Origin of the sequence: Rhodococcus sp. ACPA4 (genome assembly GCF_002300185.1) — a bacterium.
Taxonomy (GTDB): domain Bacteria; phylum Actinomycetota; class Actinomycetes; order Mycobacteriales; family Mycobacteriaceae; genus Rhodococcus_F; species Rhodococcus_F globerula.
Window position 1 is genome coordinate 82,799 of sequence record NZ_NSDY01000002.1, and the last position, 24,657, is coordinate 107,455.

General features: G+C 61.3%; 25 protein-coding genes. 15 read left to right on the plus strand and 10 right to left on the minus strand.

All coding sequences use genetic code 11. The features are described 5' to 3' along the window. The first annotated feature begins 2 nt into the window (after window positions 1–2). From CJ178_RS23600 to CJ178_RS23610, 3 genes are all read left to right on the plus strand, one after another. Window positions 3–818, plus strand: coding sequence for a type III pantothenate kinase (locus CJ178_RS23600; RefSeq protein WP_033236325.1), 816 nt, complete (start codon window positions 3–5; stop codon window positions 816–818). A 277-nt stretch (window positions 819–1,095) separates the two neighbouring features. Next, window positions 1,096–1,608: a cysteine dioxygenase gene (locus CJ178_RS23605; RefSeq protein ID WP_033236326.1), complete on the plus strand. Its 513-nt coding sequence runs from the start codon at window positions 1,096–1,098 to the stop codon at window positions 1,606–1,608. 2 nt (window positions 1,609–1,610) lie between these two features. Next, on the plus strand, window positions 1,611–2,033 hold the full coding sequence (locus tag CJ178_RS23610) for a rhodanese-like domain-containing protein (protein ID WP_092806033.1): 423 nt from the start codon (window positions 1,611–1,613) through the stop codon (window positions 2,031–2,033). Here the strand turns inward: CJ178_RS23610 and CJ178_RS23615 are convergent. Continuing rightward, a complete protein-coding gene (locus CJ178_RS23615) occupies window positions 1,994–2,971 on the minus strand; it encodes an AraC family transcriptional regulator (protein WP_095888148.1) in 978 nt (325 codons plus the stop codon). The genes CJ178_RS23610 and CJ178_RS23615 overlap by 40 nt on opposite strands. A gap of 80 nt (window positions 2,972–3,051) precedes the next feature. Between CJ178_RS23615 and CJ178_RS23620 the strand changes: the two genes are divergently transcribed. From CJ178_RS23620 to lysS, 3 genes are read left to right on the plus strand one after another with little or no spacing between them, the layout of a single operon-like run. Beyond that, window positions 3,052–3,885: an NAD(P)H-binding protein gene (locus CJ178_RS23620; RefSeq protein ID WP_095888149.1), complete on the plus strand. Its 834-nt coding sequence runs from the start codon at window positions 3,052–3,054 to the stop codon at window positions 3,883–3,885. Continuing rightward, window positions 3,882–4,385 (plus strand): anthrone oxygenase family protein, encoded by a 504-nt coding sequence (locus CJ178_RS23625; RefSeq protein WP_095888150.1) that lies wholly within the window; start codon window positions 3,882–3,884, stop codon window positions 4,383–4,385. The genes CJ178_RS23620 and CJ178_RS23625 overlap by 4 nt, the downstream gene beginning before the upstream one ends. Before the next feature lie 11 nt (window positions 4,386–4,396). After that, window positions 4,397–5,908, plus strand: a complete 1,512-nt coding sequence (lysS, locus tag CJ178_RS23630; protein ID WP_033236329.1) for a lysine--tRNA ligase — start codon at window positions 4,397–4,399, stop codon at window positions 5,906–5,908. 80 nt (window positions 5,909–5,988) lie between these two features. On the opposite strand, the gene CJ178_RS32525 is transcribed toward lysS, so the two are convergent. Beyond that, entirely contained in the window at window positions 5,989–6,366 is a 378-nt protein-coding gene (locus tag CJ178_RS32525; protein ID WP_143547537.1) for a hypothetical protein, read from the minus strand. A 267-nt stretch (window positions 6,367–6,633) separates the two neighbouring features. On the opposite strand from CJ178_RS32525, the gene CJ178_RS23635 reads away from it, so the two are divergent. The 4 genes from CJ178_RS23635 to CJ178_RS23650 all read left to right on the plus strand — a co-directional run bounded on the left by CJ178_RS23635 (window position 6,634) and on the right by CJ178_RS23650 (window position 11,918). Continuing rightward, a complete protein-coding gene (locus CJ178_RS23635) occupies window positions 6,634–7,575 on the plus strand; it encodes an esterase/lipase family protein (protein ID WP_033236382.1) in 942 nt (313 codons plus the stop codon). A gap of 20 nt (window positions 7,576–7,595) precedes the next feature. Further along, window positions 7,596–8,504, plus strand: a complete 909-nt coding sequence (locus tag CJ178_RS23640; RefSeq protein ID WP_033236330.1) for an esterase/lipase family protein — start codon at window positions 7,596–7,598, stop codon at window positions 8,502–8,504. A gap of 308 nt (window positions 8,505–8,812) precedes the next feature. Beyond that, a complete protein-coding gene (locus tag CJ178_RS23645) occupies window positions 8,813–11,356 on the plus strand; it encodes an ATP-dependent Clp protease ATP-binding subunit (protein ID WP_033236331.1) in 2,544 nt (847 codons plus the stop codon). A gap of 82 nt (window positions 11,357–11,438) precedes the next feature. Next, window positions 11,439–11,918 carry a nucleoside deaminase gene (locus CJ178_RS23650; RefSeq protein ID WP_033236332.1) on the plus strand — a complete coding sequence of 160 codons (480 nt, stop codon included), beginning with the start codon at window positions 11,439–11,441 and terminating at the stop codon, window positions 11,916–11,918. 68 nt (window positions 11,919–11,986) lie between these two features. Here the strand turns inward: CJ178_RS23650 and fadD5 are convergent, their stop codons facing one another. Next, window positions 11,987–13,576 (minus strand): fatty-acid--CoA ligase FadD5, encoded by a 1,590-nt coding sequence (fadD5, locus tag CJ178_RS23655; RefSeq protein WP_095888151.1) that lies wholly within the window; start codon window positions 13,574–13,576, stop codon window positions 11,987–11,989. A gap of 17 nt (window positions 13,577–13,593) precedes the next feature. Continuing rightward, entirely contained in the window at window positions 13,594–14,370 is a 777-nt protein-coding gene (locus tag CJ178_RS23660) for an enoyl-CoA hydratase (RefSeq protein ID WP_045069609.1), read from the minus strand. 242 nt (window positions 14,371–14,612) lie between these two features. Between CJ178_RS23660 and CJ178_RS23665 the strand changes: the two genes are divergently transcribed. Together CJ178_RS23665 and CJ178_RS23670 are read left to right on the plus strand one after the other, a co-directional pair. Then, entirely contained in the window at window positions 14,613–15,824 is a 1,212-nt protein-coding gene (locus CJ178_RS23665) for a TetR/AcrR family transcriptional regulator (RefSeq protein ID WP_045069611.1), read from the plus strand. A gap of 63 nt (window positions 15,825–15,887) precedes the next feature. After that, entirely contained in the window at window positions 15,888–16,322 is a 435-nt protein-coding gene (locus CJ178_RS23670; protein WP_007726950.1) for an OsmC family protein, read from the plus strand. Here CJ178_RS23670 and CJ178_RS23675 read toward each other — a convergent pair. Beyond that, window positions 16,297–16,773 carry a hypothetical protein gene (locus CJ178_RS23675; RefSeq protein WP_045068321.1) on the minus strand — a complete coding sequence of 159 codons (477 nt, stop codon included), beginning with the start codon at window positions 16,771–16,773 and terminating at the stop codon, window positions 16,297–16,299. The genes CJ178_RS23670 and CJ178_RS23675 overlap by 26 nt on opposite strands. Next, a complete protein-coding gene (locus CJ178_RS23680) occupies window positions 16,770–17,285 on the minus strand; it encodes a DUF4352 domain-containing protein (protein ID WP_045068324.1) in 516 nt (171 codons plus the stop codon). The genes CJ178_RS23675 and CJ178_RS23680 overlap by 4 nt, the downstream gene beginning before the upstream one ends. Window positions 17,286–17,450: 165 nt before the next feature. Here CJ178_RS23680 and CJ178_RS23685 point away from each other — a divergent pair, with 165 nt between their 5' ends. Genes CJ178_RS23685 through CJ178_RS23695 form a run of 3 tightly spaced genes read left to right on the plus strand, consistent with a single transcriptional unit; the run spans window position 17,451 to window position 20,054 of the window. Next, the gene (locus CJ178_RS23685; RefSeq protein ID WP_230590349.1) at window positions 17,451–18,665 is read left to right on the plus strand and encodes a sensor histidine kinase; all 1,215 of its coding nucleotides are present in this window, start codon (window positions 17,451–17,453) and stop codon (window positions 18,663–18,665) included. A 35-nt stretch (window positions 18,666–18,700) separates the two neighbouring features. Then, complete coding sequence (locus CJ178_RS23690; protein WP_033236385.1) at window positions 18,701–19,354, plus strand: response regulator; 654 nt, start codon at window positions 18,701–18,703, stop codon at window positions 19,352–19,354. Window positions 19,355–19,394: 40 nt separating this feature from the next. After that, entirely contained in the window at window positions 19,395–20,054 is a 660-nt protein-coding gene (locus tag CJ178_RS23695) for a DsbA family oxidoreductase (RefSeq protein WP_033236336.1), read from the plus strand. 49 nt (window positions 20,055–20,103) lie between these two features. Here the strand turns inward: CJ178_RS23695 and CJ178_RS23700 are convergent, their stop codons facing one another. Genes CJ178_RS23700 through CJ178_RS23715 form a run of 4 tightly spaced genes read right to left on the minus strand, consistent with a single transcriptional unit; the run spans window position 20,104 to window position 24,648 of the window. Continuing rightward, the gene (locus CJ178_RS23700; protein WP_033236337.1) at window positions 20,104–21,270 is read right to left on the minus strand and encodes an NADH:flavin oxidoreductase; all 1,167 of its coding nucleotides are present in this window, start codon (window positions 21,268–21,270) and stop codon (window positions 20,104–20,106) included. Beyond that, complete coding sequence (locus tag CJ178_RS23705) at window positions 21,267–22,565, minus strand: alkyl sulfatase dimerization domain-containing protein (RefSeq protein ID WP_051730701.1); 1,299 nt, start codon at window positions 22,563–22,565, stop codon at window positions 21,267–21,269. The genes CJ178_RS23700 and CJ178_RS23705 overlap by 4 nt, the downstream gene beginning before the upstream one ends. Then, window positions 22,562–23,851 carry a sulfotransferase family protein gene (locus CJ178_RS23710; protein WP_045069616.1) on the minus strand — a complete coding sequence of 430 codons (1,290 nt, stop codon included), beginning with the start codon at window positions 23,849–23,851 and terminating at the stop codon, window positions 22,562–22,564. Before CJ178_RS23710 ends, CJ178_RS23705 begins: the two co-directional genes overlap by 4 nt. Window positions 23,852–23,856: 5 nt before the next feature. Beyond that, a complete protein-coding gene (locus tag CJ178_RS23715; protein ID WP_218833759.1) occupies window positions 23,857–24,648 on the minus strand; it encodes an SDR family NAD(P)-dependent oxidoreductase in 792 nt (263 codons plus the stop codon). Window positions 24,649–24,657 lie beyond the last annotated feature (9 nt).

The window sequence follows — 24,657 nt, forward strand, 5'->3', positions numbered from 1 at the left end:
CCGTGCTGCTCACGGTCGACGTGCGGAACACCAACATCGTTCTGGGATTGTTCTCCGGGGTTGGTGAGTATTCGAAGTTGTTGCAGGACTGGCGGATGCGTACCGATCCGCGGATGACGGCTGATGAATTGGCGTTGACCTTCCGCGGGCTGCTGGGGCAGCATGTCGATCAGATCACCGGTGTCGCGGCGTTGTCGACGGTACCGTCGGTGCTGCGTGAGATTCGCGTGATGCTCGGGCGGTACTGGGGACATGTTCCGCACGTTGTGGTTGAACCAGGTGTGCGAACCGGAGTGCCGCTGCTGGTGGACAATCCCAAAGAGGTGGGTGCCGACAGGATCGTGAACAGCCTTGCTGCGCATTATCTTTACGAGAGCCCCTGCATCGTTGTCGATTTCGGAACGTCGACGTGTATCGACGTCGTGTCGGGCAAGGGTGAGTTTCTGGGCGGCTGTATTGCGCCGGGCCTCGAGATCTCGACCGACGCCTTGGCGTCGCAGTCTGCCGCACTGCGGAAAGTGGAATTGGTGCGTCCGCGTTCGGTGGTCGGAAAGAACACCGTGGAGTGCATGCAGTCAGGAGCGGTGTTCGGCTTTGCCGGTCTTGTAGACGGATTGGTACGACGCGTTCGTGAGGAGTTGCCGGAGTTCGGTGGCTTGGACGTCGCGGTGATCGCCACGGGAGACAGTGCACCGCTGATCATTCCGGAGTCCGCCACCATCGAGCACCTCGAACGGGATCTCACGCTCGAGGGGTTGCGGTTGGTGTTCGAGCGCAATCAGGCGCGTAGGGGATCGGGTCGACGGCCGATAGCGTGACCGTCCATGTGTGACGTAGGGAATTCTCTCCACAGGTTTCGCGATCGCAGAAGTTGTGCCACAATGGTCAACGTGAATCGCTGCATGAGTGCTCAGGAGTGTTGTCGAGGCTGACCGCTGCCTTGACCAATTCACATCTCCTTGGAGCTAGCTCGTGCTACCCACATATTCTGCAGATCTCTCTGTTTTGACCCCTACTCTTGCATCTGGTCGTGGTGTTTCCGCAGGTAACGGTGCTAATCGCGGTTCGTCCGGACGACGTCAGAACCGGGCTTCGTTGCCCACCCGCTTGCGTCCCGCTGATCTTCTGCGCCTCACTGACGAGGGTGCAAACGGTGTTCTCGACGGACGTTTCGATCACCTCATTCCCGAGGCGTTCCCGACCGTCGAGCGGTGGTCCACTCGCTTGTATGCCGACGACGACGTCGACGTCTGGCTCATCAGCTGGGTTCCGGAACGTAACACCGAATTACACGACCACGCAGGTTCTTTCGGGGCACTCACGGTTCTCAGTGGTTCGCTCACCGAATATCGCTGGGCCGGTGAAGAATTGGTGGAGCGTCAGCTCGACGCCGGCGATCAGGCGGCATTCCAGCTCGGGTGGGTACACGACGTCGTATGGACACCGCCGCAGCCCGGATCGAAGATCGAAATAAGCTCTGATTCACCGACTTTGAGCGTCCATGCCTACTCGCCGCCATTGACGGCAATGTCCTACTACGAAGTCACGGACAACAACACACTTCGTCGCACACGTACCGAGCTGACCGACCAGCCCGAGGGAGTTTGAAAATGACTATCGACCAAATGCTCGACGACGCTCGCGCACAGATCGATCGTATGTACGTCTTCCAGCTCACCGAAGCCTTTCATCGCGGGGCGATCTTCGTCGACATTCGCCCGCAGGCGCAGCGCGCCATCGAGGGAACTCTTCCCGGCGCACTCGCGATCGAGCGGAACGTTCTCGAGTGGCGACTCGACCCCACCAGCAGCGCACACCTCGCGTTGGCCACCGACCACGACGTCGAGTGGGTGATCGTCTGCTCGGAGGGCTACACCTCGAGTCTGGCCGCTGCGTCGTTGCAGCAACTCGGCCTGCGTAACGCCACCGATCTGGTTGGCGGATACAAGGCGATCAAGGCTGCGGGCTTGCTCGGTGCGCTCAGCGGAGTGCGTCATTGCACCCGTGAGTTGGCGGCGGTTTCCGCCCACTGAGGCGGCCGGCGGGTTTGCCGGAACGCTTTCGGGCTCACCCCGTGATGTCGGGTGAAGGCGGTTGTGAGGGCAAAGGGGCTCGAGTAACCCACTTCTCGCGCGATCGACGACACCGTTCGTGCCGGGTCTGCGAGCAGATCTGCCGCCACCGACAAGCGCCACTCGGTCAGGTAGCCAACCGGTCCGATCCCCATGAGACCGGTGAACCGGCGCGCGAAGGCGGCTCGCGAACAGCCGGCTTCCTGGGCCAAAGCCGCGACCGTCCAGGGGTGTTCCGGCCGATTGTGTATGAGCCGCAAGGCATGCCCGATGATGGGATCCTCGTAGGCCTTGATCCATCGCGGTGATCGATCCGGGTTCGCCGCGAACCAGGTACGGACCGCCGAGATCAGAACCAGGTCGAGGAGCCTGTCCAACAACACTTCCTGTCCTGGCCCGTCCGCGGCGATTTGTTGTTCCAGAAGCGTCGTCATCGGCGTGGTTTCCATGCTGCGACGGACTACCGCGACGGGTGTCAGGCTGTCGAGAATCTGCCCGCTGACGTAAGAGTCCAAACGGTATGTGCCCGTGAGCATGACGGTCTGGCCACTGGTCGAGTTGCCCCAGGTGCGAACGCCGAGAACTGACATGTCCTCGAGTGGCGATCCGTCGACTGCGGCGCAGTTTTGTGCCTCGTCGATGAGTACGTGGACTGGCGTGCCCGGGTGATCGGCGACCGTATAGGGGTCGGGGCCGCGCAGGAGTGCAATGTCGCCGGCCTCGAGGTTCTCGGTCTGTCCGGTGTCCGAGACGACGACTGCGGTGCCGCGAACCAGAATCAGCACGGTGACGGGTGCGTGGTCCTCGATACGTAATGACCAGGGCGGATCGAGCAGCGAGCGCAGCAGAAAAGCGCCCTCCGCCCGCGATCCGGCCAGCATCATCGACAATGCATCCATGATTGGACGGTAGACGCTGACGTATGTTTTTGCGACCTTCAGCTATGGATCGTATTGCCTCCGCGCGATCGAATGAGTTCATGACTACAACAAGCGACATTCAATCGGCAGTGGTGATCGGTGGTACCGGCAAGACCGGTGCGCGCGTTGCGCAGAGGCTGACGGCGGTGGGAATCCGTACCCGAATCGCGTCGAGAACATCCGGGACGCGTTTCGACTGGAACGATCAGACGACGTGGCAGCCCGCGATGTCCGGTGTCGAAGCGGCATACGTGACCTATGCGCCGGACCTCGCAGTGCCGGAATCGAGCACCCACATCGAGGAACTCGCGGAGCTTGCGTACAGCGAAGGGGTTCGTCGCATGGTGCTCCTGTCCGGGCGCGGTGAACCGGCGGCGCAGAAAGCCGAGCAGGTTCTGGCCGACAGCGGTCTGGAATGGGCTGTGGTGCGGGCCAGTTGGTTTGCCCAGAACTTCAGCGAGGGGTATCTACTCGATCCGATTCGGGAAGGCCACCTGGAACTTCCGGTAGGCGGGGTGGGGGAGCCGTTCATCGACGTCGACGATCTCGCCGATGTGGCGGTGGCCGCATTGACTCGGACCGACCTCCTCGGCCGAGTTCTCGAGGTGACGGGTCCGGAGTTGCTCACCTTCGTGGAGGCCGTTGAGGCGATTTCGGCGGCGTCGGGGCGTGCGGTGTCATTCGAAACGATTGGACTGCAACAGTTTTCCGACGGCATGGAAGAAGTTGGCGTCCCGAGTGATGTCGTCGAGTTGCTCACGTACCTGTTTGCCGAGGTTCTCGACGGACGAAATCAAAGTGTGACCGGCGTCGTCGAAGAGGTCCTGAAACGACCCGCTCGAGATTTCACCACTTTTGCCGCCGAGGCTGCTCGAACGGGGGTCTGGTCGTGAAGAAATCCGAGATCTTTCTGGAGTTGCTGGTCGGCGTGACTGCGTTCGGTGCACTGGTCGCCGGCGGTGCGCTGTTCGCATTCTCCGCCTTCGTGATGCCTGCCCTGCGCTCGGTGGATGCACATACCGCGATTACGTCGATGCAGGCGTTCAACGTGGAAGCGCCGCGGAGTGCCTTGATGCTGCCCCTCGTCGGATCGGCGCTCACCGCGATCGCCGCCGGAATCTGGGCATCGATCTCGAGACCGGACGGTTGGGTGCTCGCTGTTGTCGGTTGCGTCGGGGTGCTCGCGTCCTTCGCGGTGACAGCGATCTACCACGTCCCACGCAACGACGCTTTTGCCTCGGTCAGGGCTACCGACGCAGGCGCATGGTCGTCGTACGAGGCCGGTTGGACGATATGGAATCACGTCAGGGTTGGGCTGTACCTGTTGTCGGGAATCGTGCTCGCGGTGGCCGCGGTGCTACCAGCAACAAACGCGGTGGACACGGCCCAGTAGTCTTGTACCCCGTGAGTGATGTAGAAGCCCAGCCAGTCGACGACACCCCCGAGCAGCTCCGTATCCGGCGCGAGAAGCGTGAGCGGATCCTGGCGCAGGGGCAGGAGGCGTACCCCGTCTCGGTTGATCGCACGCATACTTTGGCGCAGATCCGTGCCGAGTTCCCGGAACTCGAAGCTGACACCGCTACCGGCGTGATTGTCGGCGTCGTCGGCCGCGTCATCTTCATGCGCAACACCGGCAAGCTGTGCTTCGCGACTTTGCAGGAGGGCGACGGTACCCAGCTGCAGGCCATGATCAGCCTCGCCGGCGTCGGCGAAGAGGCATTGGCCGCCTGGAAGTCCGACGTCGACCTCGGCGACTTCGTCTTCATCCACGGTGAGGTCATCAGCTCCCGTCGGGGTGAGCTCAGCGTGATGGCCGACGCGTGGCAGATCGCGTCCAAGGCGCTGCGTCCCCTGCCGGTCGCTCACAAGGAAATGAGTGAAGAGTCCCGTGTGCGTCAGCGCTACGCGGACCTGATCGTTCGGCCCGAGGCTCGGGACAACGCCCGCAAGCGTGTCGCTGTTGTCCGTGCGCTGCGTAATGCGCTCGAGAGCCGCGGCTTCCTCGAGGTCGAGACGCCGATGCTGCAGACGCTGCACGGCGGCGCCGCAGCTCGCCCGTTCGTCACGCACTCCAACGCCCTCGACATCGACCTGTACCTGCGTATCGCGCCGGAACTGTTCCTCAAGCGTTGCGTCGTCGGCGGTATCGAGAAGGTCTTCGAGATCAACCGCAACTTCCGCAACGAGGGCGTCGACTCCACTCACTCGCCCGAGTTCGCGATGCTCGAGACGTACGAGGCCTACGGCACGTACGACGATTCCGCGAAGATGATTCGTGAGCTCGTCCAGGAAGTTGCGCAGGAAGCATTCGGCACGCAGGTCCTCACCCTCGCCGACGGTTCCGAGTACGACGTCAGTGGCGAGTGGCAGGTTCTCGAGATGTACCCGTCGCTGTCGGCTGCCATCGGCACCGAGGTCACGCCGGATACGACGGTCGACGAGCTTCTCGCCTTGGCGGAGAAGGTCGGCCTCGAGGTTCCCAAGGACAAGGGTTACGGCCACGGCAAGCTTGTCGAGGAGCTGTGGGAGCACCAGTGCGGCGATCAGCTGTACGTGCCGACGTTCGTGCGGGACTTCCCGGTCGAGACGTCGCCCCTGACTCGTGATCACCGCAGTAAGAAGGGGGTCACCGAGAAGTGGGACCTCTACATTCGCGGATTCGAGCTGGCGACTGGCTACTCCGAGCTGGTCGACCCGGTCATCCAGCGTGAGCGTTTTGTCGATCAGGCGCGCCTCGCGTCGGCCGGCGATGACGAAGCAATGGTGCTGGACGAGGAATTCCTTGCCGCCATGGAGCAGGGCATGCCGCCCACCACGGGAACCGGCATGGGTATCGATCGACTACTGATGGCGCTCACCGGTCTCGGAATCCGCGAGACGATCCTGTTCCCGATCGTGCGTCCGTCTGCTCGCTAGATTTTCCTGAAAAGGGTTCGACCGCACACTGTTGTGGTCGAACCCTTTTTCGGTTCCCCGACGGATTCGGGCCCGCCAGTTCAACGAACTGTTGCGTCCGTGGTCTCCGACTTTCGGATCGTCGAGATGATCTGGTCGATCGCTGCCTTGTCGAGGGACTCGGGGTGACCCTGATCTGACTGGATCAGGAAGATCATCACTTCCGCCGTGGCGTATCCAGGTGTGGCGACGATGTCGAATGTTGCTGATGACGGGTCGCATTCGTTGTCTGGGGGGATGTTGGTGGCGGTTGCGGTGTATCGGACAGCGGGGCGTCCGGAAATGGTGAAGTGAGTTGGTTCTCTGTAGGCGATGGTGGCGTGGGTGCCGTGCTTGTCGGAAAAAATGAGATCGGCTTTGTGGACCCATTCTTGTGCGACGGTGTCGATGTCGACGCCGTTGCGACCGGTTGTCCCCAAGTGCGCCAAAGATAATGGTGTCCTCAGTGGTGGTCCACCCGGCGACTGAGTCTGAGTTATTTCGCCAATCGGGTGGAATGTCATAGGTGAGACCGAATTTGGTGGCGATAGGCTGAGGTTGGCCCGGTTCCACATCGATCTTCGGTGGTGGCCGATCCAGAGGGTTGAATCAGCACATTGTGGGCGCGTTTTCCGAAAAGCGATTGATAACGCGTTCTAGTTTGTTAGCGTCTGCACGGTTTGTATCTGCCGTCAGAGGAGTCGATCGTGCGCAGAACTGGGATTTTCGGGGGAGTTGTACTCGCGGCGGCGATCCTCGTCGGGATGGGGTCGACGGCGTCGGCGCAGGCACCGTTGCCCGTTCCCAGTGCGTTTCTTGCCGGCGTTCCCCAGGAGTTGGGGAATCCTGGTGGTTCGGCTCCCGGATCCAACGACTTTTCGTGTAAGTCGACGGCTGAACATCCGAATCCCGTTGTGCTCGTGCATGGTACGGCCGGCAACCGGGCGACCAACTGGGCTACCTATTCGCCATTGCTCGCCAATGAGGGTTACTGCGTTTTCGCGCTGACCTACGGCAATTTTCCGGAACAGCCGTGGCCGCTGTCGGCGATCGGTGGGATGCAGGAAATACCTTCCAGTGCAGCGCAATTGTCGAGTTTTGTCGATCAGGTTCTTGGTGCTACCGGAGCGTCGTCGGTAGATCTGATCGGACATTCGCAGGGCACGATCATCAACGGGTATTACGCGAAGTTCCTCGGTGGCGCCGACAAAGTGGACAACATCATCTCGGTTGCGCCGCTGTGGAAGGGAACGCTCGGAAACGAGCAGGTCAGCATCGGGCGCACCATGCGTGATCTCGGGGTGTCCGAGGCAGCGCAGGCCGGATTCCCGATCTGTAAAGCCTGCTTGAACATGGGCGCGGGATCGGAGTTCATCGAGAATCTTCGTGCCGGTGGCGTCTACGCGTCGGGTGTTCACTACACGAACATCACGACGCGATACGACGAGCTGGTTCTTCCGTACACAAATGGTCTCGAGCCTGGGCTGAACGCCACCAACATTGTTGTCCAGGACGGTTGTGAGCAAGACATCTCCGATCACCTCGCCATCGCGGCATCGCTGCGCGCTGCGACATTTGCTCTCAATGCGCTCGATCCATCGCACCCGCGACCGGTACCGTGTCATCCGGTGTGGCCCATCGTGGGTTGAGCAGAGCATGGAGGCGTGCGATGGGCATACGGGCACTAGCCTGCGCGGCGGTTGCGGCAGCAGTACTGGGGGCTGCTGCCGCGCCGGAACGTGCGTCGGCGGATACGCCGCCCGTGACTACACCGTCTGTCACTTCAACACTGCCTGTTCCGTTCGGTTTCGCCAGCGGGATTGCGCTGGAAGCGCTCGACCCCGGGGGATCAGTGCCGGGAACCAACAACTACTCGTGCACGCCTTCGGTGGCGCATCCGGATCCCGTGGTCCTCGTCCACGGAACCGCGGCAAACCGTCAGACCAACTGGGCGGTACTTGCGCCGGTTCTCGCGAACGAGGGTTATTGCGTTTTTGCACTCACGTTCGGGAACCGATCCGACCTGCCATGGCCGTTGTCGGCTGCAGGTGGCCTCGCGCCGCTGCCGGAGAGTGCACAGCAGTTGTCGGACTTCGTCGACGGAGTACTGGAGGCGACGGGTGCCTCGAAAGTCGATCTCGTCGGACATTCGCAGGGGACGACCGTCAGTGGGTACTACGCCAAGTTCTCAGGCGGTGACGACAAGGTCTCGAAGATCGTGTCGATAGCCCCGCTGTGGAACGGTTCCGACGTCGGTCCGCCGAAAGGCGTCGGCGGTCCGGATTTCGACAACGCGAGCTTTGTGTCCGAGCTGCGTGACGCCGGCGTGTACGCGGACACCGTCGAGTACTCCAATATCGTGACTCGCTACGACCAAGTAGTGGTTCCGTACACCAGCGGAATACTCGCGGCGTCGAATGCGTCCAACATCGTGGTGCAGGATGGTTGCCCGCAGGACCGGTCGGACCACATTGCCGTGGTGGCGTCACAGAGAACGGCAGCGTTGACGCTGGCGGCACTCGATCCGTCGACGACCCGTGAAATCCCGTGTGATCGAGTGCTCCCGATTATCGGCTGATCTCAGCGCCGAACTCGATATACGTACCTGTTCGCTTCAGGCGTACAGGAAGTGGGAAACGATTGCCGGAGCTGCGACGTTGTGAGATGTAAGTAAGCCGGTATCCCCTGCCAATCGGGTGGAGGAGCAGCAGGTGGACTTCGCGCCCTCTAGAGTAATAAGTGGGGTCGTGCAACCTCAGTCGATTCGTAGACGCCATGTCTGCTGACCGGCGAGGCGATCAGTCTGTAGTGCCGGAGCGAAACGCGGCGACCAGGGACGAGACATCCGGTCTCGAACCTGCCCGCCGGAGAGTGTGAGGGAGAGCGATGTTCGAGAGGTTCACCGATCGCGCGCGGCGCGTTGTTGTCCTGGCTCAAGAAGAAGCCAGGATGCTCAACCACAACTACATCGGTACGGAGCACATCCTCCTCGGCCTCATTCACGAGGGCGAAGGTGTTGCCGCCAAGTCGTTGGAGTCGTTGGGTATCTCCCTCGAGGGAGTCCGCAGCCAGGTCGAGGAGATCATCGGCCAGGGCCAGCAGGCTCCGTCCGGTCACATCCCCTTCACACCGCGCGCCAAGAAAGTCCTCGAGCTGAGTCTGCGCGAAGCGCTGCAGCTCGGACACAACTACATCGGTACGGAGCACATCCTGCTCGGTCTCATCCGCGAGGGTGAGGGCGTTGCAGCCCAGGTTCTGGTCAAGCTCGGTGCCGATCTCAACCGTGTCCGCCAGCAGGTCATCCAGCTGCTGTCGGGCTACCAGGGCAAAGAGCCCACCGAAACCGGTGGCACTCGCGGAGAGGCCGGCACGCCGTCCACCTCGCTCGTGCTCGACCAGTTCGGTCGCAACCTGACGCAAGCTGCCCTCGAAGGCAAGCTGGACCCGGTCATCGGCCGCTCGAAGGAAATCGAGCGTGTCATGCAGGTTCTCTCGCGTCGTACCAAGAACAACCCGGTCCTCATCGGTGAACCCGGTGTCGGTAAGACCGCTGTTGTCGAGGGCCTGGCTCAGGCAATCGTCAACGGTGAGGTCCCCGAGACCCTCAAGGACAAGCAGCTGTACACGCTCGACCTCGGGTCGCTCGTGGCCGGCAGCCGTTACCGCGGTGACTTCGAAGAGCGCCTGAAGAAGGTTCTCAAGGAGATCAACACCCGCGGCGACATCATCCTGTTCATCGACGAGCTGCACACTCTCGTGGGTGCGGGCGCGGCTGAGGGCGCTATCGACGCGGCCTCCATCCTCAAGCCCAAGCTTGCCCGCGGTGAGCTGCAGACCATCGGTGCCACCACTCTCGACGAGTACCGCAAGTACATCGAGAAGGATGCCGCACTCGAGCGTCGTTTCCAGCCCGTTCAGGTGGGCGAGCCCACCGTCGAGCACACCATCGAGATCCTCAAGGGTCTTCGTGACCGCTACGAGGCTCACCACCGTGTGTCCATCACGGACGGTGCTCTCGTGGCAGCTGCGACGCTGGCCGACCGCTACATCAACGACCGCTTCTTGCCGGACAAGGCGATCGACCTCATCGACGAGGCGGGCGCGCGAATGCGCATCCGTCGGATGACTGCACCGCCGGACCTGCGCGAATTCGACGATCGCATCGCCGACGCGCGTCGCGAGAAGGAGTCCGCGATCGACGCGCAGGACTTCGAGAAGGCCGCGAACCTGCGTGACAAGGAAAAGACCCTCGTTGCTCAGCGCGCTGAGCGTGAGAAGCAGTGGCGTGCGGGCGACCTGGACGTCATCGCTGAGGTCGACGACGAGCAGATCGCCGAGGTTCTGGGCAACTGGACCGGCATCCCCGTCTTCAAGCTCACGGAGGAGGAGACCACTCGTCTGCTCCGTATGGAAGAGGAACTGCACAAGCGGATCATCGGCCAGGAAGAGGCAGTCAAGTCCGTCTCGAAGGCGATCCGTCGTACGCGTGCAGGTCTGAAGGATCCCAAGCGTCCCTCGGGCTCCTTCATCTTCGCCGGCCCGTCCGGTGTCGGTAAGACGGAGCTCGCGAAGTCGCTCGCCAACTTCCTGTTCGGCGACGACGACGCTCTGATCCAGATCGACATGGGCGAGTTCCACGACCGCTTCACCGCTTCGCGTCTGTTCGGTGCCCCTCCCGGGTACGTCGGATACGAAGAGGGTGGCCAGCTCACCGAGAAGGTCCGTCGCAAGCCGTTCAGCGTCGTGCTGTTCGACGAGATCGAGAAGGCACACCAGGAGATCTACAACACCCTCCTGCAGGTGCTCGAGGACGGCCGTCTCACCGACGGTCAGGGTCGTACCGTCGACTTCAAGAACACGGTGCTGATCTTCACGTCCAACCTCGGTACGTCGGATATCTCCAAGGCTGTCGGCCTGGGCTTCAGCTCGGGAACGGGCACCGGCTCGAACTACGAGCGGATGAAGCTCAAGGTGCACGATGAGCTGAAGAAGCACTTCCGCCCCGAGTTCTTGAACCGTATCGACGACATCGTCGTGTTCCATCAGCTCACGAACGAGCAGATCGTTCAGATGGTGGACCTGATGCTTGCTCGCGTCGAGAAGGCACTCAAGAACAAGGACATGGCCATGGAGGTCACCGACAAGGCCAAGTCGCTTCTGGCCAAGCGCGGATTCGATCCGGTACTGGGTGCGCGGCCGCTGCGTCGCACCATCCAGCGCGAGATCGAGGACCAGATGTCCGAGAAGATCCTCTTCGGAGAGATCGGACCGGGACACATCGTGCTCGTCGACGTCGAAGGCTGGGACGGCGAAGGCTCGGGCGAGGACGCGAAGTTCACGTTCACGCCTACGAAGAAGCCGATCGACGTGCCGGACGCACCGCCGATCGAACTGTCCAAGGCAGGCGAGAGCGAAAGCGCCGCAGAGTAAGTAGTACAGAGCTGTAAACGAAAACGGGCGGCACCCTTACCGGTGCCGCCCGTTTTGTGTATCACGGGGAGAGAGCATATTCATGAACGAGATCGAGATGGGCCATCTGCGACGTTGTGTCGAATTGGCGCGAGAGGCATTGGACGAAGGCGACGAACCGTTTGGATCGGTACTTGCTGCCGCTGACGGGACTTTCCTCGCGGAAGATCGAAACCGAATTGCGGGAGGCGACAGCACACGACATCCGGAATTCGAGTTGGCGCGGTGGGCCGCGCAGTATCTGACGACGGAAGAGCGCTCTACGGCAACGGTATTCACCTCCGGCGAGCATTGTCCGATGTGTTCGGCTGCTCATGCCTGGGTGGGATTGGGCCGGATCGTGTACGTGTGTTCGTCTGCGCAGTTGAGTGAATGGCTTACGGAGTGGGGAGTGGCCTCGGGGCCGGTACGATCCCTCCCGATCAACGAGGTTGCGCCGAATCTTCCGGTGGAAGGGCCGGTTCCGGAGCTGGTCGATGAGGTCCGCGAACTGCACCGCATGCTGCATTCACGCGGCGCCTGACGACACGCAAACGGACGGCACCTCTCGATCGAGATGCCGCCCGCTCTATGACGTTCAGGACATGACGTTCAGGACACTACGTCTACAGCCCGAGCCTGTTCACGCAGTTCGCCCTTGACTACCTTGCCACTTGCATTGCGCGGCAAGGCTTCCACGACGATGATGTCCTTGGGGTGCTTGTACCGTGCCAGGCGATCATTGAGGAAGGTGCTCAGCTCCTCGATGGTCAGGTCCACGGTTGAACCGGGGGTCATCGCGATGATCGCTACCGGTACCTCGCCCCACTTGGCGTCGGGACGCCCGACGACCGCGGCTTCGACTATCAATTCGTGTTCGTACAGAACGTTCTCGACCTCGGCGCAGTAGATGTTCTCGCCGCCGGAGATGATCATGTCCTTCTTGCGGTCGACGACGTACACGAATCCTTCGTCGTCGACACGGACCAGGTCGCCGGAGTGAAACCACCCGCCGTGGAAGGCATCTGCGGTGGCCTGGGGGTTATTCCAGTACTCACTCATCATTGTGGGTCCGCGGTAGACAATTTCCCCGATTTCGCCGGGTGCCACGTCATCCATGTTCTCGTCGACGACGCGAGCCGAGATGGTGGGGATGACCCGGCCGACTGAACCGAGCTTACGGATGGCGTCATCGCCGTCGAGTACGCAAGTGATGGGAGACATTTCGGTTTGCCCGAAGACTGCGACGTTGAACGCATCAGGGAAGGTTTCGGCCATCGCCCGCAAGATCGTGTCCGACGACGGGGCGGCACCCCAGGAAATGTTCTTGAGCGAGAGGGCTCGAGGTTGGGCTTTCTGAACTGCACACACCGCCTGCCACTGCACGGGCACGAGGAACAAGCTGGTGACCTTCTCGGCTTCGAGGATATCGAGAAGCTGACCCGGGTCGAATGCGCCAACCGGGTGGATCACCGTGGTAGTGCCCAGTTGCAGGCTTGGGGCGATGGAACCGAGGGCAGCGATGTGGAACATCGGCGACGCACAGAAGCCGATGGAATCCTCGTTGAACAGGTGGAAGGCACGAATGCAGGTCAACGCTTGTGACGAGAGATTGGAATGCGAGAGCACGGAACCTTTGGGGCGTCCTGTGGTTCCCGAGGTGTACATGATGAGAGCCGGTGTGTCGTCCGGGATGTCGATCAATGCATGAGGTTCACCCGGTTCGCTGATCAAGTCCTCGTAGTTCAAGCTGTCGCCCTCAGCGGGTGCGCCCACCGTGATGGAGATGTCGATGCCCTCGGACGCTGCGCGGGCTGCGCCGGCCAACGGAGCCAACGGGCCCTCCGCGACAATGACTTTGGAGCCCGAGTCGTTGACAAGGTAGGCGACCTCAGGTGGGGTCAGTCGGAAGTTCACCGGGACAGCGATCGCGCCCAACGCATTGGTCGCGAGAACAATCTCGAGGTACTCGGGGCGGTTCAGCATCAGGATCAGAACGCGGTCACCAAAACTGACGCCGCGCCGGGAGAGCGCGTCTGCCAGTTTTTCGACGCGCTCGTTCAGCGTGCTCCAGGTGATGGAATCGCCCTGGAATCGCAGCGCGATGCGGTCCGGGATCATCTGCGCGTGGCGGGCAACCTGATTGTTCCAGTTGGTGCGTCGCAGGCGCTGTACCTCGGACGCTGTATCGGTGGAGGGCATCTACTGTTTCCTCTCAATCACTTGAAGTGGGGTGCGCGTTTCTGAAGCATTGCGGTCGCGCCTTCGGCGAAGTCGGCTCCGACAAGAAGTTCTGCTTGACCGGTCTTTTCGAGTTCCAGAGCGGAGTCGATGCGATCGAGTGTTGCGGCGTTCAGTGCGGCTTTGGTGAGTTGGAGAGCACGACGGGGCGCTGCGCTGGTGCGCTTCGCGACGGACTCGATGTGTGCAGCGAACTGATCGTCGGGAAGGGTTTTGGAGACGAGCCCGAATTGCGCTGCATCTGTAGCGGATAGACGCTCACCCAGCAGAAGCATCTCGGCTGCACGCGCCCGGCCGATCGCTGCCGGAATCAATGCGCTGGCGCCGCCGTCGGACATCAGTCCGATGTTGACGAAAGACATGAGGAAGTAGGCACTTTCGGCAGCATAGGTCAGGTCTGCGGCGAGGGCGATGGAGACGCCTACACCTGCGGCAGGTCCGTTGACTGCGGCGATCACGGGCACGGAGGTGCTGGTGATAGCGCGAATCACGGTGTTTGCGGTGTCCATGACGATCTGGGGATCTGTCGGATTGGTTGTGATAGCTGCGAGGTCTGCTCCCGTGCAGAAGGCGCGGCCTGCTCCGGTGATGACGATGGTGCGCACATCCGGGTTGTCGCCGGCGTCGGTAACAGCGTCGATGAGACTTTTCATGGTCTCGAAGTCGGCTGCGTTCATGCGTTCGGGGCGGTTGAAGGTCAAACGCAGAATGCCGTTGTCGAGTTCCGTCAGGAGACCCGCTTCGGACGAGGTCATGACGAACTCGGGAAAACGGTACAACACATGCGAATCATCAGCACACAGCTTCCTTCTCACGGTTGATCTGGCGAAATGTGTTCCCTTGGCGTAGGCCGTAACTCGTGCCGCAGGAGGGTCTCTTCAGTGTTGAATCTATCTGCGAGATTGTGCGAATAGCGGTTAACATAACACCTCGAGTGGCAGTGTCAAGGGTGTTCGGAGAATCCGATACGGTAGCTGTGAAACGAATGGAGGGATTCATGCCCGGACGGACACGCGTCGTGGCACGTGGCGATGAATCCACTTCGCGTACGCGGCCGAAGAATCGCAAGGCTCAGATCGCGGCGGTTGCAGCCGAGGCGTTCAGTGAGCGCGGGTACCACGCGGTGGGTATCGACGACATAGCGTCTGCCGTCGGCGTGTCCGGTCCCGCGCTGTACCGCCATTTCCCCACCAAATACGCACTGTTCGTTCACGCGGTCGAAAACTTGTCTCGGGCACTGCTCGATGCGGCCGATTCCGCGCACTGCGAGAGCGACGATCCACGGCAACAGTTGCAAGCCGTCATGGTCGCGGTCATCGGTGTCACCCTCGAGAATCGGCGTCGGGGCGGGCTCTATCGTTGGGAAGGCCGCTACCTCGAGAAGGTGGATCGCGAGAACCTGCGCCTGGAGGTGGTGGCGTTGCGCTTGCGGGTGTCAGAGCCGTTGGCTGCGGTCCGCCCGGAGCTCGGTCGTGCCGATCTCGACCTCGTCACGGCAGCGATTCTGAGTGTGATCGGTAGTGTCACGGGGCATCGATCGGCGTTGCCGCCCAAGCAGATCGAGTCCTTGATGCTCTCCGCCTGCTGGTCTGTGATCGATATGGAACTCCCGCGGCGAGCCTCGTCGGTAGTGCCTTTGCAAGGCGTCAATACGATTCCAGGACTCGAACGTACATCGAAACGTGAAGTGCTGCTTCGCGAAGCGGTGCTGCTTTTCCATGAACGTGGGTATCACGAGGTCAGCATCGAGGAAATCGGAGCCGCCGCCGGGATCACCGCATCGAGTGTGTACCGGCATTTTCCGAGCAAGGCAGACCTACTGGCCGCAGCCTTTCATCGGGTGTCCGAACAATTGACCGTCACGTTGGGCTCCGCCCTGGCAGAATCCGAGACTCCGCGCCAGGCTGTGCACACACTTGCTGAGCTGTACGTTGCCGTCTTCTTCGCTCAGAGTGAGTTGCTTGCCGTCTATTTCGCGGAAGTCGGAAATCTCCCTGCCGATGCCGGCAAGGAGCTACGGAAGATTCAGCGACGCAATGTCGAGGAGTGGGCGCACCTGTGCGTCGACGCCCGGCCCGAACTCACTGTCGCGTCGGCTCGATTTCTTGTTCACGCGGCGCTGGGACTGGTTCTCGATGTCGGCCGCGTCGTCCGATTCGCGGAAGCCGAACGCGTCGCGGCACTTCTGTCGGTGACACTTCTCGGATAGTCGCGGGTAAGTTCGAGTGGCAAGGCGTTTCACACAATCCGCAGACGGAAGTAGGGACACCCAATGCCAACTCGTACCGCACGCACTGCCTGGAACGGCACCTTGGAAGCCGGATCGGGGCAGGTGGAACTCACCAGTTCCGGAGTCGCGACATTCGACGTGTCGTTCCCCAAACGAGCAGCTGAGGAAGCCGGCGGAACCACCAGCCCAGAAGAACTGATCGCCGCGGCACATTCGTCCTGCTACGCGATGCAGTTGTCAGCGCTCATCGCCGAGGCCGGGGGAACTCCGCAGAGCCTCGACATCACGGCGGATGTCTCGTTGGGCCCCGACACGGTCGGCTTCAAGCTGACCGGAATCAAGCTCACCGTTCGCGCCGAGGTCGACGGCCTCGACGCCGACGGTTTTGCCAAGGTAGCCCAGGCCGCAAAGGAAACATGCCCGGTCAGTAAGGCTTTGACAGGCGTCGACATCACATTGGATGCAGCGCTGGACTGATCTTCTCGTGCTCGGGCGCCGTTTTCGGCGCTCGAGCACCTCTGATCACCAGGTAGCTCGCGAGCAGTATCGGGAGCACCCACAGATCCGAAGGATCGCGGACGACGAGGATCGGCAAGAGGTTTCCGCGTAATCCTGCTGCGGCCCAACGCAGAAATCCGATCACCCACTCGTACGCGTCGCCAACCGGCGCAACCATTTTCACGGCGGCAAAGCCTATTCCCGTGACTGCGATGGACCAGGCGATCGCTGCTCGCCCCACCAGGCTGCGTCTGGGCACCTCGAGAACCGAGAGCAGAAGCAGTGGAAACAGGAACACACCGGCTATGTCGGACAGCTTGCCCGTCATCGTGTTTCCGAAGGCGTCCTTGAGCACGTGGTCGTTGATCAGAATGATCGCCACCGAAACCAGGGCCCACGGACTCAGCAGCAGATCGCCCGGACGCCTCACGACAGGTTGATGGTTGCCGAGCCGGACGAGAACAGATCGCATTTGAACTGCAAACGCAGACCGGTGGTGGCTTCGGGGACCTCGTACGACAATTCACCGCGCTTGGCCGCACCCGGCGCTAGTTCTCCGTCGACGCTCGACGTGCTGCTGTCGGTGAACGTGATGTTGTATGACTTGTTTGCCGAGTCCTGCAGTTCGAAGCACATCATCGACGACACCGCGGCGGGCTTGTCACTGTTGTTGGTGACCTCGGTGTCAACCACGACGTAGCGGTTTCCGGGATCAGCGGTGATGAACTGATTGGTCGAGACGTACGGATCGACAACGCCGTGTACCTGAACGCGCCAGTCACCGAGTTCGACGACGTCACCGATACCGAAAGCGGCAGCGGGTGCGGCGGACGAACCGTTGTCGTCGACCTTCTTCGCTTCATCGGTTTCGCCTGACGCGATGGTTGCGAACAGGGCTGCGCCGACGGCGAGGACGGCGAGGGGAGTGCGGAGTGATCGCATGATGGGTGCCTTTCGAGAGCGGGTATGGCACTAGTCAACGATGTCCGGGATGCCTTTCGCGTCAGCCGAAAGATCGGGTGATCTCCTCCTTTCGGTCGTTGTTTGCGCGCGTGGTGGTCCAATCGGCTGATTCGAGGAGTCGGTGGTGGTCTATACGCTTACTCGGTGATCACCACCCGAGGAACTGCAGTGCGACGACGCGTATGGACAACTGTCGCCGTCGCATTCAGCATTTTCTGCTCGATCATGACGGCGACTATCGCCGGCTCGTCGGGAAATGTGCCACCGGTGCTGGTCGGAATCGGCTTTGTTCTCGGCGCAGCTGGTGGGATATCGCTGGTGTGGCGGCGTCAACGTCCCTGGGCGGTTCTGGCGATCACGCTGGTCGGTCCTCTGTTCTTTCCGACAGATGCCACGGCGGCGCTCATCGCTTTGTTTGCAGTTGCTCGAATCGCGCGCGGAAATCAATTGGCGGTCGCGGGCGCGGCGGTGTACGTCGCATGCGGAATCTCGTTGACCTACGACGCCTTTCGGGATCGCGAGTTTTCGGTGCTGACAATCGGAACTGCTGCACCGAAGGACGGCACAGAGCTCGCGCAGTACGACCTGGCGCTGTGGATTCCATGGCTGGTCGCAGCCGTCATGGTCGCCGTCGTGGTGGCGCTCTCGCTTCTCGTTCGTACCAAAACCGAACTCGTCGAGGCCGAGCACGTGCGGGATCTGGCGACGGAACAGACCGATGCGATGCGCGACGAAATGATTCGCACCGAGGAACGCACCCGGATCGCCCGCGACATGCACGACACAATCGCGGCCAGCTTGAGTCGAATTTCGTTGTTTGCCGGCGGGTTGCAAGTCAGTGCTGCAGACAATCCGGAGAAGGTCGTCAATACCGCAGCCATGATCCGAACCACCGCACACGAGGCTTTGGACGAATTGAAGGGCATCGTCGGAGTGCTCAGGGGAAGTGGTGATCGTCGTGAGCACGGTGGGCACCAGGGAATCGATGCGATCGGTGATCTGGTCAACGGTGCTCGTGCGGCCGGCATTCACTGCCGTCTGGAATCGGAACTGCTTCCGGGTGACGTGGGAATGCTGGCTGGTCACGTGTGTTATCGCGTAGTGCAGGAAGCGCTCACCAATGTTCAGAAATACGCGAGCGATCAAATGCTCGTCATTTCCGTCACTGGATCACCGCATGACGGAATTCGCATTCTGGCACGTAACAAGCTCAGCGATCTGCCTCCGATGACGTCGATCGGTTCGCGTTCGGGGCTCCGCGGATTGGCCGAGCAGGCACGCGAGATCGGCGGCAAGGTCGAGGCCGGCGCGCTGGGGGAGGACTTCCTCGTCAGTTGCTGGGTGCCCTGGTTCGCATAATTTTGTCGGTGGCGCTCGGTAGTGTTCAGCCCACCATGAACACAGACTCGCGGGTGACGACGCTGATTGTCGACAACGACGCCTGGGTGAGGCGCGGGATGAAGGACATCCTCGAAGCCACACCCGACATCGTGGTGGTTGCAGAGGCCGAGGACGGCGACCAAGTGCCAGCCAAGGTCACTCGATTTCGTCCCCACGTGGTACTGATGGACCTCAAAATGGTCCGCGTCGGGGGCTTGGAAGCAACTCGCCAGTTGATGTTGATGCCCAACCCTCCCAAGGTCATCGCAATGACGGCTTTCGACGTCGACGGCCTGGTGATCGAGGCGGTCGAGGCCGGCGCGCACAGCTTCATGCGGAAAGATGCTGCACCCGAAGCCTTTCAGCAGGCCGTGCGCGTCGTTGCATCCGACCATGCGCTGTTCAGCCGGGATTCTCTGCGGGCTATCGCCGAGTCCACTCCCCGTGAACCTGTTCGGGACCAGACGGCGTTGGCGGTGCTCACCGACCGTGAGCGCGAAGTTCTGGTGCAGTTGGCCACAGGTCTGGGAAACGGTGAAATCGCGGAGCGTATGTACCTCGGTGAAACAACGATCAAATCGCACGTCTCGTCGTTGTTCTCGAAACTCGGAGTGAACAATCGGGTGCGTGCATCGTTGGTTGCGTACCGCTGCGGTCTCGTCGTGTGATGTAAGGACTAATCTCGCCGCTGCTGTTGTTGGACCTTCGGTGACTGATCAAATCGTGATTGACCAAGACGTGACCATCGAAGTGTGGTCGGACGTTGCTTGTCCGTGGTGCTACATCGGAAAGACCAGGTTCCTCTCGGCCCTGGATCGTTTCGAGAACAAGGACCGCGTCAACGTCATCTGGCGCTCGTACCAGCTTGCGCCGGAGACTCCGGTGGGAGAGGGCCGCACGGAACTCGACGCCTTGGTCGAGATGAAGGGAATGGCGCCTGATCAGGTACGCCAGATGTTCTCGCATGTGAGCGCGACGGCCGCCGAGGTCGGATTGACCCTGGACTTCGACACCGTGATCGCCGCCAACACTTTTGATGCGCACAGACTGCTACATCTCGCCGGTGAGCGACAGAACGAACTCCTCGAAGCACTGTTCAAGGCTCACTTCAGCGACGGAAAGGTGATCGACGATCGTGAGGTGCTGGTAGATCTGGCTGTGAGCGTCGGCCTCGACGCGGACACCGTGCGTGAGCAGCTCAACTCCGATGCCGCCGCCGAGTCAGTGCGCGAGGATCTGTCCATGGCCCGCCAGCTCCAGGTCAGCGGCGTTCCGTTCTTCGTCGCCAACCGTGCGGTCGCTGTGTCCGGCGCTCAGCCCGAAGAGGTGTTCCTGCAGCTGCTCACGCAGGCTTCCGAGCCGGCCTGACAGCGAACATCCCTGACAGCGCGTGCGCAGAGGCGCTGTCAGGGATGGGTCACGGCCGCAATACGCAGCGAGTTCCCCCGTAGATCGTGGTAATACATTTGTTGCAGTGAATGCAGAGCGTCTGCCCGTGACCTTCTTCCTCGATCGTCTTGATCAAGTTCGGGTCGCTGAGCAGTGCGCGGCCCATTTGGACGAACTCGAATCCCTCACGCATGGCGAGGTCGATCGATTCCTTGCCCGTGATTCCGCCGAGCAACACCAGCGGGAGGTCTACTGCGTCGCGGATCTGGCGCGCGTGATCGAGTAGGTAGGCGTCGGTGTACGGGTAGGTGCGCAGGAAGTGCTTTCCCACCAGTTTGATTCCCAGCTTCTGTGGCTGCGGCATGAGTGCCCCGAATTCCCGTAGCGGTGCGTCACCTCGGAACGTGTAGAGGGGGTTCTCGAGTGAGCTTCCGGCTGTGAGGACCACCCCGTCCAGGGTTCCGTCTTCTTCGAGCCAGCGCACAACTGTGATTGCCTCTTCGAGCCAGAATCCACCAGGCACGCCGTCATCCATGCTGACCTTGGCGATCACGGCGATTTTCGTACCGACCGCGTCTCGGACGGCGCGTGCGGTTCGACGCGCGAAGCGTGCCCGATTCTCCAGGCTTCCCCCGTAGGAATCGGTGCGGTGGTTCAGTTTCGGGCTCAGGAATGAACTGATGAGGTAACCGTGACCGAAATGTAGTTCGATGGCATCGAAGCCTGCCTCGACGGCCGCTCTGGCAGCGTGGGCGTGAGCCTCGACGATCCGATCGATGTCTGCCTCGGAGGCGGCTTCGGCAAAACTGAGGGTTGTCAGGTGAAAGTGTCTACTCGCTGAAAGTGCCTTCTGGCCAGTCGCTTTCGGTGGTGCGACAGCACCCGCATGGCCGATCTGCGCTGAGACTGCCGCACCTTCGGCGTGAATCGCATCAGTCAACCGGCGCAACCCGGGCGCGGTTTCCTCGGTCCATTGGAGTTGCCCGCCGGCCGCACGCCCTTCCGGTGCGACGGCGCAGTAGGCAACTGTTGTCATACCGACGCCGCCGGCAGCGAACTTGCGATGAAAGTCGATCAGTTCGTCGGTGACGACGCCGTTGGGTGTCATTCCCTCGAACGTGGCCGATTTGATGATTCGGTTCCGGAGCGTCGCCGGTCCCAACTTCGCAGGCGCGAAGGCCTCCAGTGTGGTCATCGGCTCGTATCCAATTCTGCGACAGCTGCTTCGAGCTTCTTGATCTGGTGTGCCAGCCACCCGGATTCCCAGAAGTTCGCCTCGGTGGACGGCTGTGTCAGCAGTTCCCGGTGGCAGGCCAGGAGGACGCGGGTAGCAGGTCCGTTATCGGGCTCGAATGCGAGAGCAGCCTCGGACAGCGCGGTGGCTTCGACCACTGCTCCTTCGGCGAGTCTCGTTTCGGCGAGTTCGATTGCACGCTCCACTCCGGCCAGTTCGACGAGATCAGCCAGAGTCTTCGTTCGGGGCAGATCGTAGAGCGCTGTGGTGGAGTCGTGATGGAACCATCCCAGGTAGGTTTCCCAGATGGTCTTGACTCCCCACTTGACCTGACCGTAGCCCTGTCCGACGTAAAGGTGTGGCGGCAAGGCGATTTCGCGCATCAGCGATTCGACGGACTTACCCGCGTTGATTCCGTCGAGCGTCGTGCGGTGAACGTAGTCGACGGCGTCGTACATCCGCTTCAAGACGGCGTCGATCAGTTCTTCGCCCTCGATGGGCTCGCCGCGGCCGGTGATCAGTGTCTGCGGACGCAGATCACGCAGCGTGCGAATTGTCTTCAGGTACGGCTCGACAAAGCGGTATCGTTGTCCGCGAACGGTATTGAGATTGGGGAAGTGGCCGAAGAGAGGGCCGAGCAGATTGCTGATCATCGCGATGCGATGCTGCGGAAGCCACACCATTGCGCCGTCGACTGTTTCGCCTACACCAGAATGTAATTCGACATCCAGTCCGCCGACCGTGAGGTCGAGACGATCTGTGAAAGTGAGATCCGGGATCGGCTCGTCCTGTGCATTGGACACGGATGGGAATTCTGCGGCAAAGCGTGCGACGGTATCGCCGTCCCGGCCGAACCATACGGGTGCCCATTGACGCATCCGCTTGATGACACGAGCATCGTCGAGCTGAACGGACTGGTTCAGCTCGTTGGCCACGTAGACGGCACCCGGCTCACGAAAGGCGTGAACTCCACCGACGTGGTCGGTATGGCCTTGAGTGGTGATGATGTACCTGGTCGGCCCGGAGTAGATGTCGTCGAACAGCTTTCGATGATGCGGTCCTTCGAATCCGCAGCCGGTGTTGACGATGATCCGGCCGGCCGGCGTGACGATCATGTACGCCGAGCTGGTGCCGCCGCTGCGGTAGATGAAATCGTTGATCGTGATCGCTTCGTCGGTGTACTCAGGTTCGAGCAGGGTCTTTCCCGGTCGTTGTGCGATCAGAGCGTCGACTTGATCGGAGATGTGCTGGTTCACAGAACCTCTACTTTCACAGAGAAGGCGTCAAAATAGTTGGCAAATCGAGTGCGCAGTTCGGCCGGTTCTCGGCCGAAGTCTGCTCGCAGGTCGTACACAACCTGACCGTTGGAACCGCGTTTGTGACTGGACATGTACTCGCGGATCTCTCCTCGCGCCTGCTCGGTCATCTCGAGGCCGGCGCGGTTGTAGATGTGCTCGACAGTTCCGATGTCGTTCGCCATGAATTGGTCGAAGTACACATCCACTCGCCGCTCGTCGGGGATCAGGGCGAGATCGCGGGTTCCCGCATCGAGCAACCGGCTGACGCGGTCGATCCAGTAGTCGCACACCGCATCCAGGTCGAGCTCGTGAAAGTTCATCCGGGCGCCGTAGCCGACCATCGTCGCTGCAGACTGGACTACCGACACCGGATCGCGGTGTGTCATGACGACGGTGGCGTCGGGGAAGGTGTCCATGAGTGGACCGAGTTGCTCGAGGTGCTGCGGGCACTTGAGAATCCAACGGTTCGGACCACGTTGCCACTGAAGGAGTTTGAGCATCGTCTTGATGAACTCGTAATGGGGGCGCTGATCGTGGGCGAGATAGTAATCGCGCCAGCGAGGTGCCATCGACGACATCCACTCGAAGTTGTAACTCGAGAAATCGAGGCTTTCGAGTTCGAGTTCCTCGTGAATATGTTCCGGGGTCATCGGATGCATTGCTGCCACCAGAGGGCTCTTGGCCTGCATCTGGTTCCAACGTTCTTGGCTCCGAAGCAATCTCGGGTCGACGCCGTCCACGCCGAGTTCGTCACCCGCGAAGGGGACGGGTTCCTGACTTTCCCAGAGTGGCAGCGACCGGAAACGGGAATCAGCCGACATGAGGTTCAGGAGATGCGTGGTACCCGAACGCGGCAGTCCCACAACGATGATGGGAGCCACGATCTCCTCGTCGTGAATCTCGGGGTGGCGACGCAGGACATCCAGTACTCGAAGTCGGTTGGCCGCGTAGCGGGTGCACGCTGCGTGAGTAGTCATCCGGGAGACCGGTGAACGGTTGGGATCGGCGTCGATCTCGTCGAGCCACAACGCCAGTCGCTCGCGGAAGTCGTCAGGACCGAAATCGCCGAGGCCTGTTTGTTCTCGCGCGGCGGAGAGAACGCTGTCCACGGACAGGGTTATCGGGTTCGCTTCGGCGTAGGCCCACGTCTGTTGCTGGGATTCGGTGAGTACGGGGTAACGGAGGTCGGTGATGCGCACGCGTTTCGGTGAGGTTGCTTCAGGTTGCGCGGTGGACGACGGCATCGAAGTCATCCTCTGATCGAGAATCCGCCGTCGACGGGCAAGGTCTGTCCGGTAACGAATTGTGCGGCCGGGCTGGCAAGGAACAGTACGACGGGAGCGACGTCCACGGACGGGTCTGCCCACCGGGCCATCGGTGTGCGATCGAGTGACGGTTTGCTGTGTTCAGGGCGCTGCTGGAGTCCTGCCGTCATTTTTGTTGCCGTCAGTCCAGGGGCTATGGCGTTGACTCGAATGCCGTCCTTGGCCCAATTCGATCCCATCGTCTTGGTCATCTGGACGACGGCGCCCTTCGATGCGCCGTATCCGGGCACGACGTCGACGGCGAAGTACGACGCCATCGACGCGACGTTGATGATGGAAGCGCCGCCGCTCTGGGTGCTTTCCTTGAGTAGTGGGAGAACCGCGGAAGACATCCGGAATCCGCTCACGACGTTCACGGTAAGCGATTCCTCGAATACCTCCGGGTTCCACTCGCCCTTCTGGGTAAGTGTCTGACCGGCGTTGTTGACCAAGATGTCCAGTGCGGACAGTCCTGCCGCGACGGCGGCGATCTGCTCGCGATCTGTCATGACGCACTGCCGGTAGACGAATGCCGAGAGGTCGTGCTCGTAGTCGTCGGCCGACGCTTTGGTTCCGGTAATCGTCACGTGCGCGCCGGCGTCGACGAAGCGGTGTGCAATCGCAAGTCCGAGGCCGTTGGACCCTCCGGTTACGAGAACTCGGGAGGAAGAAAAGTCGAATGCCACAACACTTTTCGCAATAGAATCAGTTGCTCTGTCTTCGGTGCTTGATGTCATGAGGTGTGA

What these genes read in the sequence shown, in the direction of transcription:
- CJ178_RS23710 (WP_045069616.1), bottom strand. Translation starts at nt 23,851, where the DNA reads ATGCCGTCGTCCACCGCGCAACCTGAAGCAACCTCACCGAAACGCGTG.
- CJ178_RS23715 (WP_218833759.1), bottom strand. Translation starts at nt 24,648, where the DNA reads ATGACATCAAGCACCGAAGACAGAGCAACTGATTCTATTGCGAAAAGT.
- CJ178_RS23680 (WP_045068324.1), bottom strand. Translation starts at nt 17,285, where the DNA reads ATGCGATCACTCCGCACTCCCCTCGCCGTCCTCGCCGTCGGCGCAGCC.
- CJ178_RS23665 (WP_045069611.1), top strand. Translation starts at nt 14,613, where the DNA reads ATGCCCGGACGGACACGCGTCGTGGCACGTGGCGATGAATCCACTTCG.
- CJ178_RS23660 (WP_045069609.1), bottom strand. Translation starts at nt 14,370, where the DNA reads ATGACCTCGTCCGAAGCGGGTCTCCTGACGGAACTCGACAACGGCATT.
- CJ178_RS23700 (WP_033236337.1), bottom strand. Translation starts at nt 21,270, where the DNA reads ATGACCACACTGGAGGCCTTCGCGCCTGCGAAGTTGGGACCGGCGACG.
- CJ178_RS23650 (WP_033236332.1), top strand. Translation starts at nt 11,439, where the DNA reads ATGAACGAGATCGAGATGGGCCATCTGCGACGTTGTGTCGAATTGGCG.
- CJ178_RS23610 (WP_092806033.1), top strand. Translation starts at nt 1,611, where the DNA reads ATGACTATCGACCAAATGCTCGACGACGCTCGCGCACAGATCGATCGT.
- CJ178_RS23645 (WP_033236331.1), top strand. Translation starts at nt 8,813, where the DNA reads ATGTTCGAGAGGTTCACCGATCGCGCGCGGCGCGTTGTTGTCCTGGCT.
- CJ178_RS23670 (WP_007726950.1), top strand. Translation starts at nt 15,888, where the DNA reads ATGCCAACTCGTACCGCACGCACTGCCTGGAACGGCACCTTGGAAGCC.
- CJ178_RS23690 (WP_033236385.1), top strand. Translation starts at nt 18,701, where the DNA reads ATGAACACAGACTCGCGGGTGACGACGCTGATTGTCGACAACGACGCC.
- CJ178_RS23640 (WP_033236330.1), top strand. Translation starts at nt 7,596, where the DNA reads ATGGGCATACGGGCACTAGCCTGCGCGGCGGTTGCGGCAGCAGTACTG.
- CJ178_RS23615 (WP_095888148.1), bottom strand. Translation starts at nt 2,971, where the DNA reads ATGGATGCATTGTCGATGATGCTGGCCGGATCGCGGGCGGAGGGCGCT.
- fadD5 (WP_095888151.1), bottom strand. Translation starts at nt 13,576, where the DNA reads ATGCCCTCCACCGATACAGCGTCCGAGGTACAGCGCCTGCGACGCACC.
- CJ178_RS23620 (WP_095888149.1), top strand. Translation starts at nt 3,052, where the DNA reads ATGACTACAACAAGCGACATTCAATCGGCAGTGGTGATCGGTGGTACC.